Raw genomic sequence first — 12785 nt, 5'->3', positions numbered from 1 at the left:
CCTCTGATGGGTTTGAATAGTTTAAAAAGAAATACTTGTCAGGCCAGGCTCAAGGTATGGCCTTCGGCCACGCGCACGACGGCCGGCTTGCCCAGGCCACGCTTGAGTTCGCCGATATCGCGGCCGTTATCATCGCGGATCTGTACGCTTTTGAATGGTTTTAATAACACTTGCCGCTGCACGCCGTCAGCCATCACCTTGTAGCGCGTGGCGCGCGTACCCAACAAACCCAGCGCCAGCAGACCCAGCACGAGCGCCAGCACGCCGCCCAATATCACCAGCACGGGCAGCAGCGGATACTGGATGCGCACCAGCAGCGGGATCGTCGCCTGCGAGGCGCGCACGCTGTCGGGTGGCGTGAACATGCTTGAGATCGGGTCACCGGGGAACAGTTCCTGCAAATCCTTGCCAAAACTGGGCGCCAGCGCCAGCCGCTGTTCCGACAGGCCCACCTGCGCCTGCATCGGCAGCATCACTTGCTTGCCCATGGCAGCGATCGCCTGCGCCGACCACGGCGAGGGAATCTGCGCCATCGGCAACGCAAACTGTACCTGCACGGCCTGGCTGGCGCCCGGCTGCAACTGGCGGATTTGATCTGGCGCAACGTGCAGCGGCGCGTTCTGGCCCGCCAGGCTGGCGTGCACCGTGGCGCTGTCGATCACGTACGGGAAAAACATGTTTTGCAAGGACGCCTGCAGCACCACTTGCGGCACCAGGTTCGCCGCATCGACGTCGAGCACGATGGTGCGCCCGTCACGGCCCAGGCTGGCGTGCACGTTGGGACTGTTCTTGACGGACTGGGGCACGATGCGCACGGCATCCTGGTCCACCGGTTTCAAGCGCGCGGGCGGACGCGTCAGCACTTGCGACAGCCGCCCTTCGGCCAGGATGCGGGTCAACGCCTCGGACGCGGGCTGGCCATACGCGAGCGCGTACACCATCAAACCCTTGGCGCTGTACAGCTTGCCCTGCACGGGCATGCGCAGCGGAAACACCAAGGTCTTGGTGATCGACGGTTCCAGATGCAGCAAGCGATAGAAGTCGCGGTTGCGCTCGGCCGTCTGGCTGTCGTTGTTCGGGCTGTTCTTGTTATTCGTAAAGATCCACACGATGCCCGACGCGGACTGGAACGGCCCCGTGATGGTTTTGGTCACGGCTTCCTGGAAATCCGTGTCGGCCAGCGCGCCGCCGGCGCTCTTGCGCGCCAGGCCCAGACTGGCCAGCTGGCCCACCACGCCGGCGCCGCCCTGTCCCTGCCCGATCAGTGCGGGCGACACATTGCTGCCGCTGCTCTGGCTGAAGGCCAGCGTGTAGACTTTATCGGACGGGCTCGTGGCGGCCTGCGCCACGGCGCCCACCAGGGCTTTCAGTTGCGAATGTTCATCCGTATAAAACGGCTCCATCCAGCCCGAGTTTTGCACCAGAAACGCTTGCTGGATGCCGGCCGCATGCGCGGCGGCAGCGCTGAACAACGCGGCGCAGGCCACCGTCAGTAAGCGCGCCTTCATGCCTGCAAGGCCCAGCCATCGATGCGCGACAGCAGCGGGTGGTAGGCCCACAAGGTGCCTTCATGCACAAACAGGCGCACGCGCCACGGCTCGCTGACGGCAAACGTATGAAACACGGTTTCGCGCAATTCATCGTCCTGCACCAGCTGGGCCGCCAGGCGCTCGTTCGAGCGCAGCACGCTCGACAGGCCGGCGCTGGTGGCAAACTTCACGCCAAAGACGCTGTTGCCAGCACTCGATTCGAGCAGCGGCATGACAGCCTGGTTCTTGCCGCCATCGTCGCCGTGTTCCGGCTCTTCCCAAGGCGCCGTTTTCAGCTTGGTGGCGAAGCGGTAATTGAAGCTGCCCGAACACAGGCGCGGCGCCAGCGCGTCGGCCTTCTCGACCTGGCCGCCCAATTTCACATAGACATAGGTGCCGCGGCGGCTTTCAAAGCACAGTTGCCACAGGCCACCGTCGCGCGACAGGTAAGGGCTGCCGAATTCGAAGTGCGGCACCAGCCCTTCCGGCCAGGGCGTAAACGACGCGGCCACGTTGCCATCGGGCTGCAGCTGCAAGCGCAACTGGCCGTTGGCGCAAGGCCACACGGCCATGCGGTTGTAAGCGACGGGCGCGCCGACGGCGCCCAGATCCATCATGCCGTCGAGCAGCACGTCGCTGCCCGACTTTTGTTGCGCGTCAAGATTGACGAAGCGGATGCGGCCATCGTCGTCGCGCAAGGGCGCCCACAAACGATTCTGGAACCAGACAGGCGCGGCCACACACGGCGCGCCGCCCACATGCTCGACCACGTAAGTGAGCGAAGGCACGTCGGGACGGATGCAGGCGAGGCCATGGCTGGTCGGCAAGACCAGCACGCTGTTGAACTCCGGCACCAGCTCGGCGCGCCAGGCGCCGTGGGCCAGGTCCGATTCGGCCAGCAGGCTGCCATGGTCGGGGTCCAGCGCCAGCCAGCGTTTCGAGGCGGGCAGCCAGGCGTGCAAGACGGCCTTGCGTGGGTCCAGCGCCAGCAGCGCGGGCGCGCTGGTGCCGAACTGGGCGGAAAAGAATTCGTATTCACCGGGCGGCGGCATGGGCAACGAGGCGTCGGCCTGCGCATGCTCTTCGCGCACGCGCTGGTCCGCCAGCTTCAGGGGCACGCTGGCCTGGCGCAAGCCGGCCGCGCCGGCCGGTGGCACGTCGCTGACGGGCTGCGCGCCGAAAGGCGGAACCCAGGGCGGTGTAAGCGCCGTACCAGGCGGCACCTGCAAGGCCGCGCCCGAGGCGGGATCGAACGAGAATTCAGGCGGAAACAGCCGCACGGGCGCGCCGGCGGCAGCCGGCAGGCGCCGCGCGTGCATCAGCTTGCCGATATCGGCAGGGCTCAGCAAGGGCGAGACGTTCTGGCCGTCCGCGCTACGCTGCATGCTCCACGCGCCATCGTCATCGACGTACCAGACGCCGGAGGGCACTGCCCAATCCCCAGAAGTTTTAAGATCCATGTATTTTCTATGACTAGCAATGCATATCAGACGGTGTAACGGGTGCTGGGGCTGACGCAACGAGGTCGCAACCCTGGCAGTTCTCATAGTAACGTCTTTTTATCAGTATGAAAACATTGACGGCGTTCCTCAGCCCTGCTGCGTCCGCACTTTCGTCAGCAGCTTGGTGGTCGAGCGGTCGTGCGCGAAATCGATGGCCACGGCCTGGCCGCCATACGCCAGCACGGCCTTGCCTTCAGGGATGGCCGCCATGTCGTAGTCGCCGCCCTTGGCATAGATTTCCGGTTCGATTTCCTGCACCACTTCCAGGGCGCTGTCTTCCGAGAACGGCACCACCAGGCTCACCGCTTCCAGCGCGGCCAGCACGGCCATGCGGTCTTCGCAGCTGTTCAGGGGACGGTCGTCGCCCTTGCCCAGACGTTTCACCGATGCATCGGTATTCACGGCCACCACCAGCGAGGCGCCCAGCGCGCGCGCCTGCGCCAGGTACGTCACGTGGCCGCGGTGCAAAATGTCGAACACGCCATTCGTCACCACCACCGGTTTCGGCAAGGCTGCGGCGCGGGCGCGCAATTCCTCACGGCCGCACAGTTTGTTTTCAAAATCAGGCATGGATATCTCTCGTTGGGTTAAAGTTGGTCACGCTCAGGCGTGGCTATCGACTTGCCTGCCGCCGCCAGCGCCGGCAGCCCTCTGCCTTCGCTGCCCGGCCCCGCATTATAGGGGGCGATCCGCTACAATACGCCATCGGCGCCACAGTTTCAGGTGCGCGTCACCTTTCATTCATTGCAAGTAAGTACTTCCTGTGTTTCAATCAAACTATGACACTGACTGAACTGAAATATATCGTTGCAGTCGCGCGCGCGAAGCACTTCGGCCACGCCGCCGAAGCTTGCTTCGTTGCCCAGCCCACCCTGTCAGTGGCCATCAAGAAACTCGAAGACGAATTGGGCGTGGTCCTGTTCGAACGGGGCGGCGCGGAAATCTCCGTCACGCCCCTGGGCGCGCAGATCATCGCGCAAGCCGAACGCGTGCTGGAACAGACGGCCGCCATCAAGGAACTCGCCAAACAAAACAAGGACCCGCTGGCCGGCCCCCTGCGTCTGGGCGTAATCTACACGATCGGCCCTTACCTGCTGCCCCCCCTGGTCAAGGCCATGATAGACCAGGTGCCGCAAATGCCTTTGATTTTGCAGGAAAACTTCACGGTTCGCCTGCTCGAATTGCTGCGCCAGGGCGAACTGGACGTGGCCATCATGGCCCTGCCCCTGCCCGACCACGGCATGGCCATGCAGGAACTGTATGACGAACCGTTCGTCGTTGCCATGCCGCGCCAGCATCCGTGGACCGCGCGTGAAAAAATCGCCGCGCAAGACTTGAAATCGGAAACCATGCTGCTGTTGGGCAATGGCCACTGCTTCCGCGACCAGGTGCTGGAAGTGTGCCCCGAAATGGCGCGTTTTTCCTCGCCCGGCAACGGCATGCAGCGCACGTTTGAAGGTTCCTCGCTGGAAACCATCCGCCACATGGTGGCCAGCGGCATCGGCTTGACGGTGCTGCCGCGCGCCTCCGTCGCCAATATGCACGCCACCGAGGGCATGCTCGAATACCGGCCCTTCGCCGCCCCCGTGCCATCGCGCAGGGTGGTGATGCTGTGGCGCAAGAGTTTTACGCGCAAGGCCGCCATCGATGCCCTGTGCGCAGCCATCGCCAGCTGCGACTTGCCCGGCATTACCCCCTTGTGCGAAGACGCAACCTAGCGGCCAGGCGTCAAAATAGTACATTTGCATACTATTTGCGATAATCGACCTTTCTCTTCAACAAGATCGAGTCTTCCATGAACAAGCTGGCGCTGTATTTCCGCCTGATACGGCTGGACAAGCCTATCGGTACCGTATTGCTGCTGTGGCCTACCCTGTGTGCGCTGTGGCTGGCGCAGCAAGGCGTGCCGGACTGGCGGCTGCTGCTCATCTTCACACTTGGCACTTTCCTGATGCGCTCGGCTGGCTGCGCCATCAACGACTACGCCGACCAGGATATCGACAAATTCGTCAAGCGCACGGTGGATCGTCCCATCACCAGCGGGCGCATCAGCGGCAAGGAAGCGCTGGCCGTGGCCGGCGTGCTGACCGTGCTGGCCTTCTGCCTGATCCTGCCCTTGAATGCGCTCACCAAGCAACTGTCGGTGGCCGCCGTCATCATCGCCGGCACCTATCCCTACTTCAAGCGTTTCTTTGCGATTCCGCAAGCGTACCTGGGCATCGCCTTCGGCTTCGGCATCCCCATGGGCTTTGCCGCCATCACGGATTCCGTGCCCGTCGTCGCCTGGCTGCTGCTGCTGGGTAATGTTTTCTGGGCCGTGGCCTACGATACGGAATACGCGATGGTCGACCGCGACGACGACTTAAAGATCGGCATCAAGACCTCGGCCATCACCTTTGGCCGCTACGACGTGGCCATCATCATGCTGTGCTATGCCGCTTTCCTGCTGTTGTGGCTGGTCTGCGGCTGGCACCTGGGCTTGCGTTACTGGTATGTGGCGGGCTTGCTGGTGGCGGCCGCTTGCGCCGTTTACCACTACACCCTGATACGCGCACGCGAGCGCATGCCGTGTTTTGCCGCGTTCCGGCATAATAACTGGCTAGGAGCAGCGGTATTTGCGGGCGTGGTGCTGGACTTTGCTTTCCGTTAATCAATGATCCTTGCGTCGCAGCAACTCTTGAGGCGGCGCAAGACTAGCCTGTCCGCTGCTGCCTACACTGGTATTTCACTGTGCAGTTTCACTTCCATGAGGTAATACATGAGCTCGATACATACCGGAAAATCCAGCAGCGACAGCATCCTCGCCGACGCCGACAAGGCGCGCGACAAACTGGTCGGCGACCTGAAAACCGTCATCAATGAAGCGGAAGGCTGGCTCGATGGCGCCAAGGATCAGACGGGCGAGAATGTCAAAGCCGTCAAGGACAAGTTCATCGCCACCCTGGAAACGGCCAAGAAAGACTTGATCAAGCTGGAAGAAGACTTGCTCGAACGCACCAAGAAGGCGGCCAAGGCCACCGATGAATACGTGCAGGACAATCCCTGGAAAGCCGTCGGTGCGGGCGCCGTCGTTGGCGTGCTGTTCGGCCTGCTGCTTTCCTCGTCACGCCGCTAGGTAGCACCGACGGCGCAAGCCGTCTCCCCTGACGCGAAAGGCAGCATATGGCTATCGTGCACAATGTCGCCCAAGTCGCAGCGACCCTCGCCGCCATCGTCCAGACCCGTCTGGCCCTGGCGGCCGTGGAAATGGAAGAAGAGTCGCTGCGCTTCCTGTCCTATCTGGCGCTGTCCATGCTGGCACTGCTGTGCCTGTTCGTCGGCCTGGTATTGATCGTGTTCCTCGTCATCGTGCTGTTCTGGGACACGCACCGCATCGCCGCCATCGCCATCACGGCCGCCGTCTTCATCGCTGCCGCCCTCGCCACCCTGCTCGGTGTGCGCGCCAGTTTCCGCAGCAAGCCGAAACTGCTGTCCTTCACACTTTCCGAACTGAACAAAGACCTGGACGAACTGCAATTGCTGGCGCGCCGGGAATCGGAGCGGCCATGACCACGCATCCCACCAAGTTATCGCATGTGCACACGGCCGCCAGCCTGGCGCAGCGGCGCGACGCGCTGCTGGCCGAATGCGCGCTGCAGCGCCTGGCCCTGGGCGTGCAGACGCGCCAGCTGCTGGAACCATTGACGGGCGGCAATCTGCGCCACACCCTGGCCACGCGTTTTAAAATCCCCCTGATGCTGGGGGGCGCCGCGCTGGGCCTGCTGCTGGTACGCCCGCGCCGTTTCCTGCCGCTGCTGCGGGCCAGCAGCGCGCTGCTCAAGCACGCCACCACCGCCCTGCCCGTCGTGCTGGCGCTGGCGCGGCGTTTCAGCAAGAAAGACACGCCGCCTTAAAATATTTTTACCTGGCTGCATCCAAATGGCAGACCCATGCGTAGTAATCGTATCAACCAACCGGTTGAGCCAACTACCAGGAGTTTGCCATGCTTGCCATCACCGCCCCACGCCTTACCGCCCCTGCACTCACCGTCCTGGGCGCCGCCCTGCTCGTGGCCGCCTGCGCACCGATGAGTGCGCGCTATTCGCAGGAACAATTGCCGAACGCCGTCAAGGTGCCCGATGGCCACCAGGTCGCCATGCAGACGGTGGGCGTGGGCAAGATCGCCTATGAATGCAAGGCCAAGAAAGACATGACGGGGCATGAATGGGTCTTCGTGGGCCCGGATGCAGCCCTGAACGACCGCAGCGGCATGCAAGTGGGCACGTATGTCGGTCCGCCTGCCACCTGGGCCAACCTGGACGGCTCGAAAGTGACGGCGACGCAAGTGGCCGTGGCGCCGGCCGGCGCGGGCAATATCCCGTATCAGCTGGTCAAAGCCAACCCGGCCACGGGCAGCGGCGCCATGCAGGGCGTCAGCTACATCCAGCGCGTGGCCACCAGCGGCGGCGTGGCGCCAAGCAGCCCCTGCGGCATGGAGTCCGTCGGCGCCAAACAATGGGTGCCCTACCAGGCCGACTACATCTTCTGGAAATCACTATAAAACCATGGACGTGACGGTTGGCAAGCCGGTTTCTGGCCTATACTCGGCATTGAAAACTTGCTAACCGTTTACTCCTGATAATTGCGTCCAAACGATTGCGCCAACCTTGCCAGCCCCAGCCGCCCCTTACGATTACGATGCCGCCCTGCGCGCCTGCGCCAGGGGCGAGCAGCAGGCATTGCACGGCCTGTACCAGCAGGAAAGCCGCTACCTGCTGGGTGTGGCCCTGCGCATCGTACGCCAGCGGGCCCTGGCCGAAGACGTGCTGCACGACGCCTTCCTGAATATCTGGCGCCGTGCCGACAGCTTCGACGCCACGCGCGGCAGCGGCAAGGGCTGGATCTATGTGGTGGTGCGGCACCAGGCACTGAACGTGGCGCGCGCCCGCGCCCATGAAGTATCGGCCGACGAGGATACCGTGGAAACCCTGCTGCACCAACGCCAAGGCGATGACGCCGGTGATGCCTACGCGCTTCAGGCGAACATGGGCAAACTGCACGATTGCCTCGGCCACCTGGACGAACCCAAGCGCAACAGCATTCTGTACGCCTACGTCGATGGCTGTACCCACAGCGAAATCGCGCAGCGCCTGCAAGCGCCGCTGGGAACCGTCAAGGCCTGGGTCAAGCGGGGCCTGGCCGCCTTGCGGGAGTGCATGGGATGATCGATAGCGACGAGCAATTGCAACGGCTGGCCGGCGAGTATGTGCTGGGCACATTGGCGCTGGCCGAGCGCGCGGAAGTGGAACAGCGCTTGCCGCGCGACGCCGCCTTGCGCGATGCCGTCGATGCCTGGGAACAGCGTCTGCTGCCCTTGACAAGCCTGGCGCCTCCCGAAACGCCCTCGGCGCAACTGTGGCCGCGCATCAGCGCCAGCCTGTTCACGCCGAACACCGTGCGGCAAGCGGGCGGCTGGCAGGCATGGTGGAACAGCCTGGCGTTCTGGAGGCTGCTGGCCGGCGGCGGCCTGGCGGCCACGGCCGCGCTGGCCGTGCTGGTCACCATCCAACTGCAGGCGCCAGCCGGACCCGGCTACCTGGTCGTCCTGGTGGCGCCACAGGATAAATCACCGGGCTGGATCGTGCAGGCGGGCGGACGTGGCGGCAAGAACCGCGACCTGCGCCTGATCCCGCTGGGACCAACAAATGTGCCGCAGCAAAAAGCCCTGCAATTCTGGACCAAGGGCAAGGATTGGGGCGCGCCTGTCTCGCTGGGCCTGGTCAAGCCGGGGCAAAGCCTCAAGCTGACCCTGGACAAGCTGCCGCCGCTGCAGCCGGAGCAGCTGTTTGAAATCACGCTGGAACCGGCTACGGGTTCGCCCACGGGCCGGCCGACGGGGCCGATTTTATACATCGGCCGCGCCGTCAAGGTGATCTGATTACTTGCCCACTTATTTACCTACTCATTTACCTAACTCCTCACCCATCTCGCGCCCGCGCTGCGCAGCCGCCTTGATGCCCTTGACGATGGCCGCCTTCACACCGCTCTCTTCCATGCTGGTGAGGGCCGCATACGTCGTGCCGCCCTTCGACGTCACGCGCTCGCGCAGCAGCGACACGGGTTCGCTGGAATTCGCCGCCAGCTGCGCCGCCCCCGTAAAGGTGGCAATCGCCAGCTGCGTGCCCTGCTCGGGCGTCAAGCCCAGTTCGGCAGCCGCCTGCTGCATCGCTTCGATAAAGTAGAACACGTAGGCGGGGCCGCTGCCCGACACGGCCGTGACGGGGTCGATCTTCGCCTCGTCGTCGAGCCAGACGGTCTGACCGACGGCGCGCAGGATGGCGTCCGCCGTCTTTTTCTGTTCCTCGCTGACGCCGCTGCTGGCCACCATGCCCGTGATGCCCATGCCGATCAGGGCCGGCGTGTTCGGCATGCAGCGCACGATGGCGCGGTAATCACCGAGCCAGCGCGACAGGTCTGCGGCGCGGATGCCGGCCGCGATCGACAGGATCAATGGCGCCCGTTCCCCGTCGAGGAAAGGCAGCAATTGCGCCGCCACTTCGCGCATGCTTTGCGGTTTCACGGCCAGCACGATCACGTCCACGGTGCGCAGCGCGTCACCGGCGGCAATGGCCGTGGTGACGCCGAATTGCGCCTGCAATTTTTCCAGCGCGGGCGCATGCGGGTCGATCACGTGGATGTTGCCGCCCAGGGTCAGTTTGCCTGCCAGGCCTGCGATCAGGGCCGCGGCCATATTGCCGCCGCCCACGAAGGCGATGTTCAATTCTGTCGTCATGGTGATTCTTTCATTCAATCAGTGAGAGTAATTACGGGAACCGAAGATGGCACTGCCCACGCGCACGATGGTGGCGCCTTCCAGCACGGCGGCACGCAAGTCGGCCGACATGCCCATCGACAGGGTGTCGAGCGCCAACCCGTCGGCCTTCAATTGTTGGTACAGCACGCGCAATTGCGCAAAGGCAGCGCGCTGAAGGTTGACATCCGTTTCCGGCTCGGGAATCGCCATCAGGCCGCGCAAGCGCAAGCGGGGCAATTGCGCCACGGCGCGCGCCAGCGCCGGCAAGTCAGCCGGCGTCACGCCGCTCTTGCTCGCTTCGCCGCTGATATTGACTTGCAGGCAGATATTCAGGTCCGGCAAGCCGGCCGGGCGCTGCTCGGACAGGCGCACGGCGATCTTTTCCCGCTCCACCGTGTGCACCCAATCGAAGTGTTCGGCGATGGGGCGCGTCTTGTTGCTCTGGATGGGGCCGATGAAGTGCCATGCCGGGACGTGCTGCGGTGCGGCCTCCTTCACAAAGGCGATCTTGTCGAGCGCTTCCTGCAGATAATTTTCGCCAAACGCCGCCTGGCCCGCACGCATGGCGGCCAGCACGGCGTCCGCGCCAAAGGTTTTTGACACGGCCAGCAGGGTCACGTCGGCCGGCGCACGCTGCGCGTCAGCGGCGGCCTGCGCAATACTGTCGCGCACGGCTTGCAAGTTCTGTTCGATTGTGGACATAATCATTTTCTAGTGTATAGGGGCGGCGGCACAGTGCGCCAGCCCATCAATGCAGGCACAGGGATTATAAATGGACATCTCCGAATTACTCGCTTTCTCCGTCAGCAACAAGGCTTCCGACCTGCACCTGTCTTCCGGCCTGCCGCCGATGATACGCGTCCATGGCGACGTGCGCCGCCTGAACGTGGCGCCGCTCGAGCACAAGGAAGTGCACAGTATGATCTACGACATCATGAACGACAGCCAGCGCAAGGCCTATGAAGAAGCGCTGGAATGCGATTTCTCGTTCGAGATTCCCGGCCTGGCGCGCTTCCGCGTCAACGCCTACAACCAGGAACGGGGCGCTTCGGCCGTGCTGCGCACGATTCCCTCAAAAGTGCTGACACTGGAAGAACTCAACGCCCCGCGCATCTTCGGCGAGCTGGCCATGCGTCCGCGCGGCCTGGTGCTCGTCACGGGTCCGACGGGCTCCGGCAAGTCGACCACCCTGGCGGCCATGGTGAACCACGTCAACGAACGCCTGAACCACCATATTCTGACCATCGAAGATCCGATCGAATTCGTGCATGAGCCAAAAAAATGCCTGATCAACCAGCGCGAGGTGGGCTCGCACACGCATTCGTTCAGCAACGCGCTGCGCTCGGCCCTGCGCGAAGACCCGGACGTGATTTTAGTGGGCGAATTGCGCGACCTGGAAACCATCCGCCTGGCGCTGACGGCAGCCGAAACGGGCCACCTGGTGTTCGGCACCCTGCATACCTCGTCGGCGGCCAAGTCGATCGACCGCATCATCGACGTCTTTCCTGCAGAGGAAAAGGAAATGGTGCGCGCCATGCTGTCCGAATCCTTGCAAGCCGTCATTTCGCAGAATTTGCTGAAAACCAAGGACGGCGCGGGCCGCGTGGCCGCGCATGAAATCATGCTGGCCACGCCCGCCGTGCGCAACCTGATCCGCGAAGCGAAAGTGGCGCAGATGTATTCGGCCATCCAGACGGGCAGCAACGTGGGCATGCAGACCCTGGACCAGTGCCTCTCCGACCTGGTGCGGCGCGGCACGATCTCGGCCGAAGCGGCCCGCTCGGCCGCCAAATCGCCTGAAAACTTCCCCGGATAAGCCCATGCAGACGACGCACGAATACTATGGCGCCATGCACGCGCTGCTGGCGCAGATGCGCGCACGGGGCGGCTCCGACCTGTTCATCACGGCCGGCTTTCCGCCCGCCATCAAGCTCGACGGCAAGCTGACGCCGCTGGCGGGCGCCGCGCTCGATGCGCAGCAGGCGGCCGGCTACGTGCGCGCCGTCATGAACGAACGCCAGGCGGCCGAATTCGCGTCCAGCCGCGAAGCCAATTTCGCCATCAGCCCGGACGGCCTCGGGCGTTTCCGCGTGTCCGCCTTCGTGCAGATGGGTCAGGCAGGCATGGTCTTGCGATTGATCAATACCGCCATCCCCACGCTGGACGGACTGGGCTTACCGGCCATTCTGCAAGACATCGTGATGAGCAAGCGGGGCCTCGTCATCATGGTGGGCGCCACGGGCTGCGGCAAGTCGACCACGCTGGCGGCCATGGTGGGCCACCGCAACGCGCACAGCCACGGCCACATCATCACCATCGAAGATCCCGTGGAATTCATCCATCCGCACGGCAACTGCATCGTCACCCAGCGCGAGGTGGGCGTCGATACGGACGACTGGGCCACGGCCCTGAAAAACACCCTGCGCCAGGCGCCCGACGTGATCCAGATCGGCGAAATCCGCGACCGCGACACCATGGACCACGCCATCGCATTCGCCGAGACGGGCCATCTGTGCCTAGCGACCCTGCACGCGAACAACGCCAACCAGGCGCTGGACCGCATCATCAATTTCTTCCCCGAAGAGCGGCGCCAGCAGCTGCTGATGGATCTGTCACTCAATTTGAAGGGCATGATTTCGCAGCGGCTGATCCCCAACAAGGACGGCGGCGGACGCAAGGCGGCGCTGGAAATCCTGCTCAATTCGCCGCTGATGAGCGATCTGATCTTCAAGGGCCAGGTGCACGAGATCAAGGAGCTGATGAAAAAATCGCGCGAGCATGGCATGCAGACGTTCGACCAAGCCCTGTTCGACCTGCACGAAGCAGGCGCCATCAGCTACGAAGACGCGCTGCGCAATGCGGACTCCGTCAACGACCTGCGCCTGACGATCAAGCTCAAGGGCGCAACGGCGCCGGAACCGCCCCCGCAAACGGGCACCGCCAAACTGGGACTGCTCTGAC

Annotated in this window: 15 protein-coding genes; 10 read left to right on the top strand and 5 right to left on the bottom strand. The window is 63.7% G+C overall.

The features are described 5' to 3' along the window. Positions 1 to 38: 38 nt before the first annotated feature. The 3 genes from FJQ89_RS22370 to rfaE2 all read right to left on the bottom strand — a co-directional run bounded on the left by FJQ89_RS22370 (position 39) and on the right by rfaE2 (position 3601). Positions 39 to 1508, bottom strand: coding sequence for a hypothetical protein (locus FJQ89_RS22370; protein ID WP_141171755.1), 1470 nt, complete (start codon positions 1506 to 1508; stop codon positions 39 to 41). Further along, positions 1505 to 2959: a hypothetical protein gene (locus FJQ89_RS22365; protein WP_141171754.1), complete on the bottom strand. Its 1455-nt coding sequence runs from the start codon at positions 2957 to 2959 to the stop codon at positions 1505 to 1507. The genes FJQ89_RS22370 and FJQ89_RS22365 overlap by 4 nt, the downstream gene beginning before the upstream one ends. Before the next feature lie 159 nt (positions 2960 to 3118). Beyond that, positions 3119 to 3601, bottom strand: a complete 483-nt coding sequence (rfaE2, locus tag FJQ89_RS22360) for a D-glycero-beta-D-manno-heptose 1-phosphate adenylyltransferase (RefSeq protein ID WP_099760649.1) — start codon at positions 3599 to 3601, stop codon at positions 3119 to 3121. 209 nt (positions 3602 to 3810) lie between these two features. Here rfaE2 and FJQ89_RS22355 point away from each other — a divergent pair, with 209 nt between their 5' ends. From FJQ89_RS22355 to FJQ89_RS22320, 8 genes are all read left to right on the top strand, one after another. After that, positions 3811 to 4749, top strand: a complete 939-nt coding sequence (locus FJQ89_RS22355) for a hydrogen peroxide-inducible genes activator (RefSeq protein ID WP_141171753.1) — start codon at positions 3811 to 3813, stop codon at positions 4747 to 4749. A gap of 77 nt (positions 4750 to 4826) precedes the next feature. After that, positions 4827 to 5681: a 4-hydroxybenzoate octaprenyltransferase gene (ubiA, locus tag FJQ89_RS22350; protein WP_141171752.1), complete on the top strand. Its 855-nt coding sequence runs from the start codon at positions 4827 to 4829 to the stop codon at positions 5679 to 5681. Positions 5682 to 5789: 108 nt separating this feature from the next. Continuing rightward, on the top strand, positions 5790 to 6146 hold the full coding sequence (locus tag FJQ89_RS22345; RefSeq protein ID WP_046683402.1) for an ElaB/YgaM/YqjD family protein: 357 nt from the start codon (positions 5790 to 5792) through the stop codon (positions 6144 to 6146). Between the two features lie 47 nt (positions 6147 to 6193). Beyond that, positions 6194 to 6580, top strand: a complete 387-nt coding sequence (locus FJQ89_RS22340; protein WP_141171751.1) for a phage holin family protein — start codon at positions 6194 to 6196, stop codon at positions 6578 to 6580. Continuing rightward, the gene (locus tag FJQ89_RS22335; protein WP_141171750.1) at positions 6577 to 6924 is read left to right on the top strand and encodes a hypothetical protein; all 348 of its coding nucleotides are present in this window, start codon (positions 6577 to 6579) and stop codon (positions 6922 to 6924) included. The genes FJQ89_RS22340 and FJQ89_RS22335 overlap by 4 nt, the downstream gene beginning before the upstream one ends. A gap of 89 nt (positions 6925 to 7013) precedes the next feature. Continuing rightward, entirely contained in the window at positions 7014 to 7571 is a 558-nt protein-coding gene (locus FJQ89_RS22330) for a DUF3455 domain-containing protein (protein WP_141171749.1), read from the top strand. Positions 7572 to 7677: 106 nt separating this feature from the next. Beyond that, positions 7678 to 8235 (top strand): sigma-70 family RNA polymerase sigma factor, encoded by a 558-nt coding sequence (locus FJQ89_RS22325; protein ID WP_141171748.1) that lies wholly within the window; start codon positions 7678 to 7680, stop codon positions 8233 to 8235. Then, positions 8232 to 8948: an anti-sigma factor gene (locus tag FJQ89_RS22320; protein ID WP_141171747.1), complete on the top strand. Its 717-nt coding sequence runs from the start codon at positions 8232 to 8234 to the stop codon at positions 8946 to 8948. The genes FJQ89_RS22325 and FJQ89_RS22320 overlap by 4 nt, the downstream gene beginning before the upstream one ends. Before the next feature lie 24 nt (positions 8949 to 8972). Here the strand turns inward: FJQ89_RS22320 and proC are convergent, their stop codons facing one another. Together proC and FJQ89_RS22310 are read right to left on the bottom strand one after the other, a co-directional pair. Beyond that, positions 8973 to 9803, bottom strand: a complete 831-nt coding sequence (gene proC, locus FJQ89_RS22315) for a pyrroline-5-carboxylate reductase (protein WP_141171746.1) — start codon at positions 9801 to 9803, stop codon at positions 8973 to 8975. Positions 9804 to 9821: 18 nt separating this feature from the next. Then, complete coding sequence (locus FJQ89_RS22310; protein WP_141171745.1) at positions 9822 to 10526, bottom strand: YggS family pyridoxal phosphate-dependent enzyme; 705 nt, start codon at positions 10524 to 10526, stop codon at positions 9822 to 9824. A 70-nt stretch (positions 10527 to 10596) separates the two neighbouring features. Between FJQ89_RS22310 and FJQ89_RS22305 the strand changes: the two genes are divergently transcribed. After that, entirely contained in the window at positions 10597 to 11640 is a 1044-nt protein-coding gene (locus FJQ89_RS22305; RefSeq protein ID WP_141171744.1) for a type IV pilus twitching motility protein PilT, read from the top strand. Positions 11641 to 11644: 4 nt separating this feature from the next. Beyond that, complete coding sequence (locus FJQ89_RS22300; RefSeq protein WP_205704519.1) at positions 11645 to 12784, top strand: PilT/PilU family type 4a pilus ATPase; 1140 nt, start codon at positions 11645 to 11647, stop codon at positions 12782 to 12784. Position 12785 lies beyond the last annotated feature (1 nt).

The sequence above is a fragment of the Janthinobacterium tructae genome, assembly GCF_006517255.1.
Taxonomy (GTDB): Bacteria; Pseudomonadota; Gammaproteobacteria; order Burkholderiales; family Burkholderiaceae_D; genus Janthinobacterium; species Janthinobacterium tructae.
This window is presented reverse-complemented; position numbering and strand designations above follow the sequence as displayed.

Excerpts from the sequence above, each read along its gene's own strand:
- FJQ89_RS22320 (WP_141171747.1), top strand. The coding sequence starts at position 8,232 with ATGATCGATAGCGACGAGCAATTGCAACGGCTGGCCGGCGAGTATGTG.
- FJQ89_RS22340 (WP_141171751.1), top strand. The coding sequence starts at position 6,194 with ATGGCTATCGTGCACAATGTCGCCCAAGTCGCAGCGACCCTCGCCGCC.
- FJQ89_RS22305 (WP_141171744.1), top strand. The coding sequence starts at position 10,597 with ATGGACATCTCCGAATTACTCGCTTTCTCCGTCAGCAACAAGGCTTCC.
- FJQ89_RS22330 (WP_141171749.1), top strand. The coding sequence starts at position 7,014 with ATGCTTGCCATCACCGCCCCACGCCTTACCGCCCCTGCACTCACCGTC.
- FJQ89_RS22300 (WP_205704519.1), top strand. The coding sequence starts at position 11,645 with ATGCAGACGACGCACGAATACTATGGCGCCATGCACGCGCTGCTGGCG.
- rfaE2 (WP_099760649.1), bottom strand. The coding sequence starts at position 3,601 with ATGCCTGATTTTGAAAACAAACTGTGCGGCCGTGAGGAATTGCGCGCC.
- FJQ89_RS22335 (WP_141171750.1), top strand. The coding sequence starts at position 6,577 with ATGACCACGCATCCCACCAAGTTATCGCATGTGCACACGGCCGCCAGC.
- FJQ89_RS22345 (WP_046683402.1), top strand. The coding sequence starts at position 5,790 with ATGAGCTCGATACATACCGGAAAATCCAGCAGCGACAGCATCCTCGCC.
- FJQ89_RS22370 (WP_141171755.1), bottom strand. The coding sequence starts at position 1,508 with ATGAAGGCGCGCTTACTGACGGTGGCCTGCGCCGCGTTGTTCAGCGCT.
- FJQ89_RS22310 (WP_141171745.1), bottom strand. The coding sequence starts at position 10,526 with ATGTCCACAATCGAACAGAACTTGCAAGCCGTGCGCGACAGTATTGCG.
- ubiA (WP_141171752.1), top strand. The coding sequence starts at position 4,827 with ATGAACAAGCTGGCGCTGTATTTCCGCCTGATACGGCTGGACAAGCCT.
- proC (WP_141171746.1), bottom strand. The coding sequence starts at position 9,803 with ATGACGACAGAATTGAACATCGCCTTCGTGGGCGGCGGCAATATGGCC.
- FJQ89_RS22355 (WP_141171753.1), top strand. The coding sequence starts at position 3,811 with ATGACACTGACTGAACTGAAATATATCGTTGCAGTCGCGCGCGCGAAG.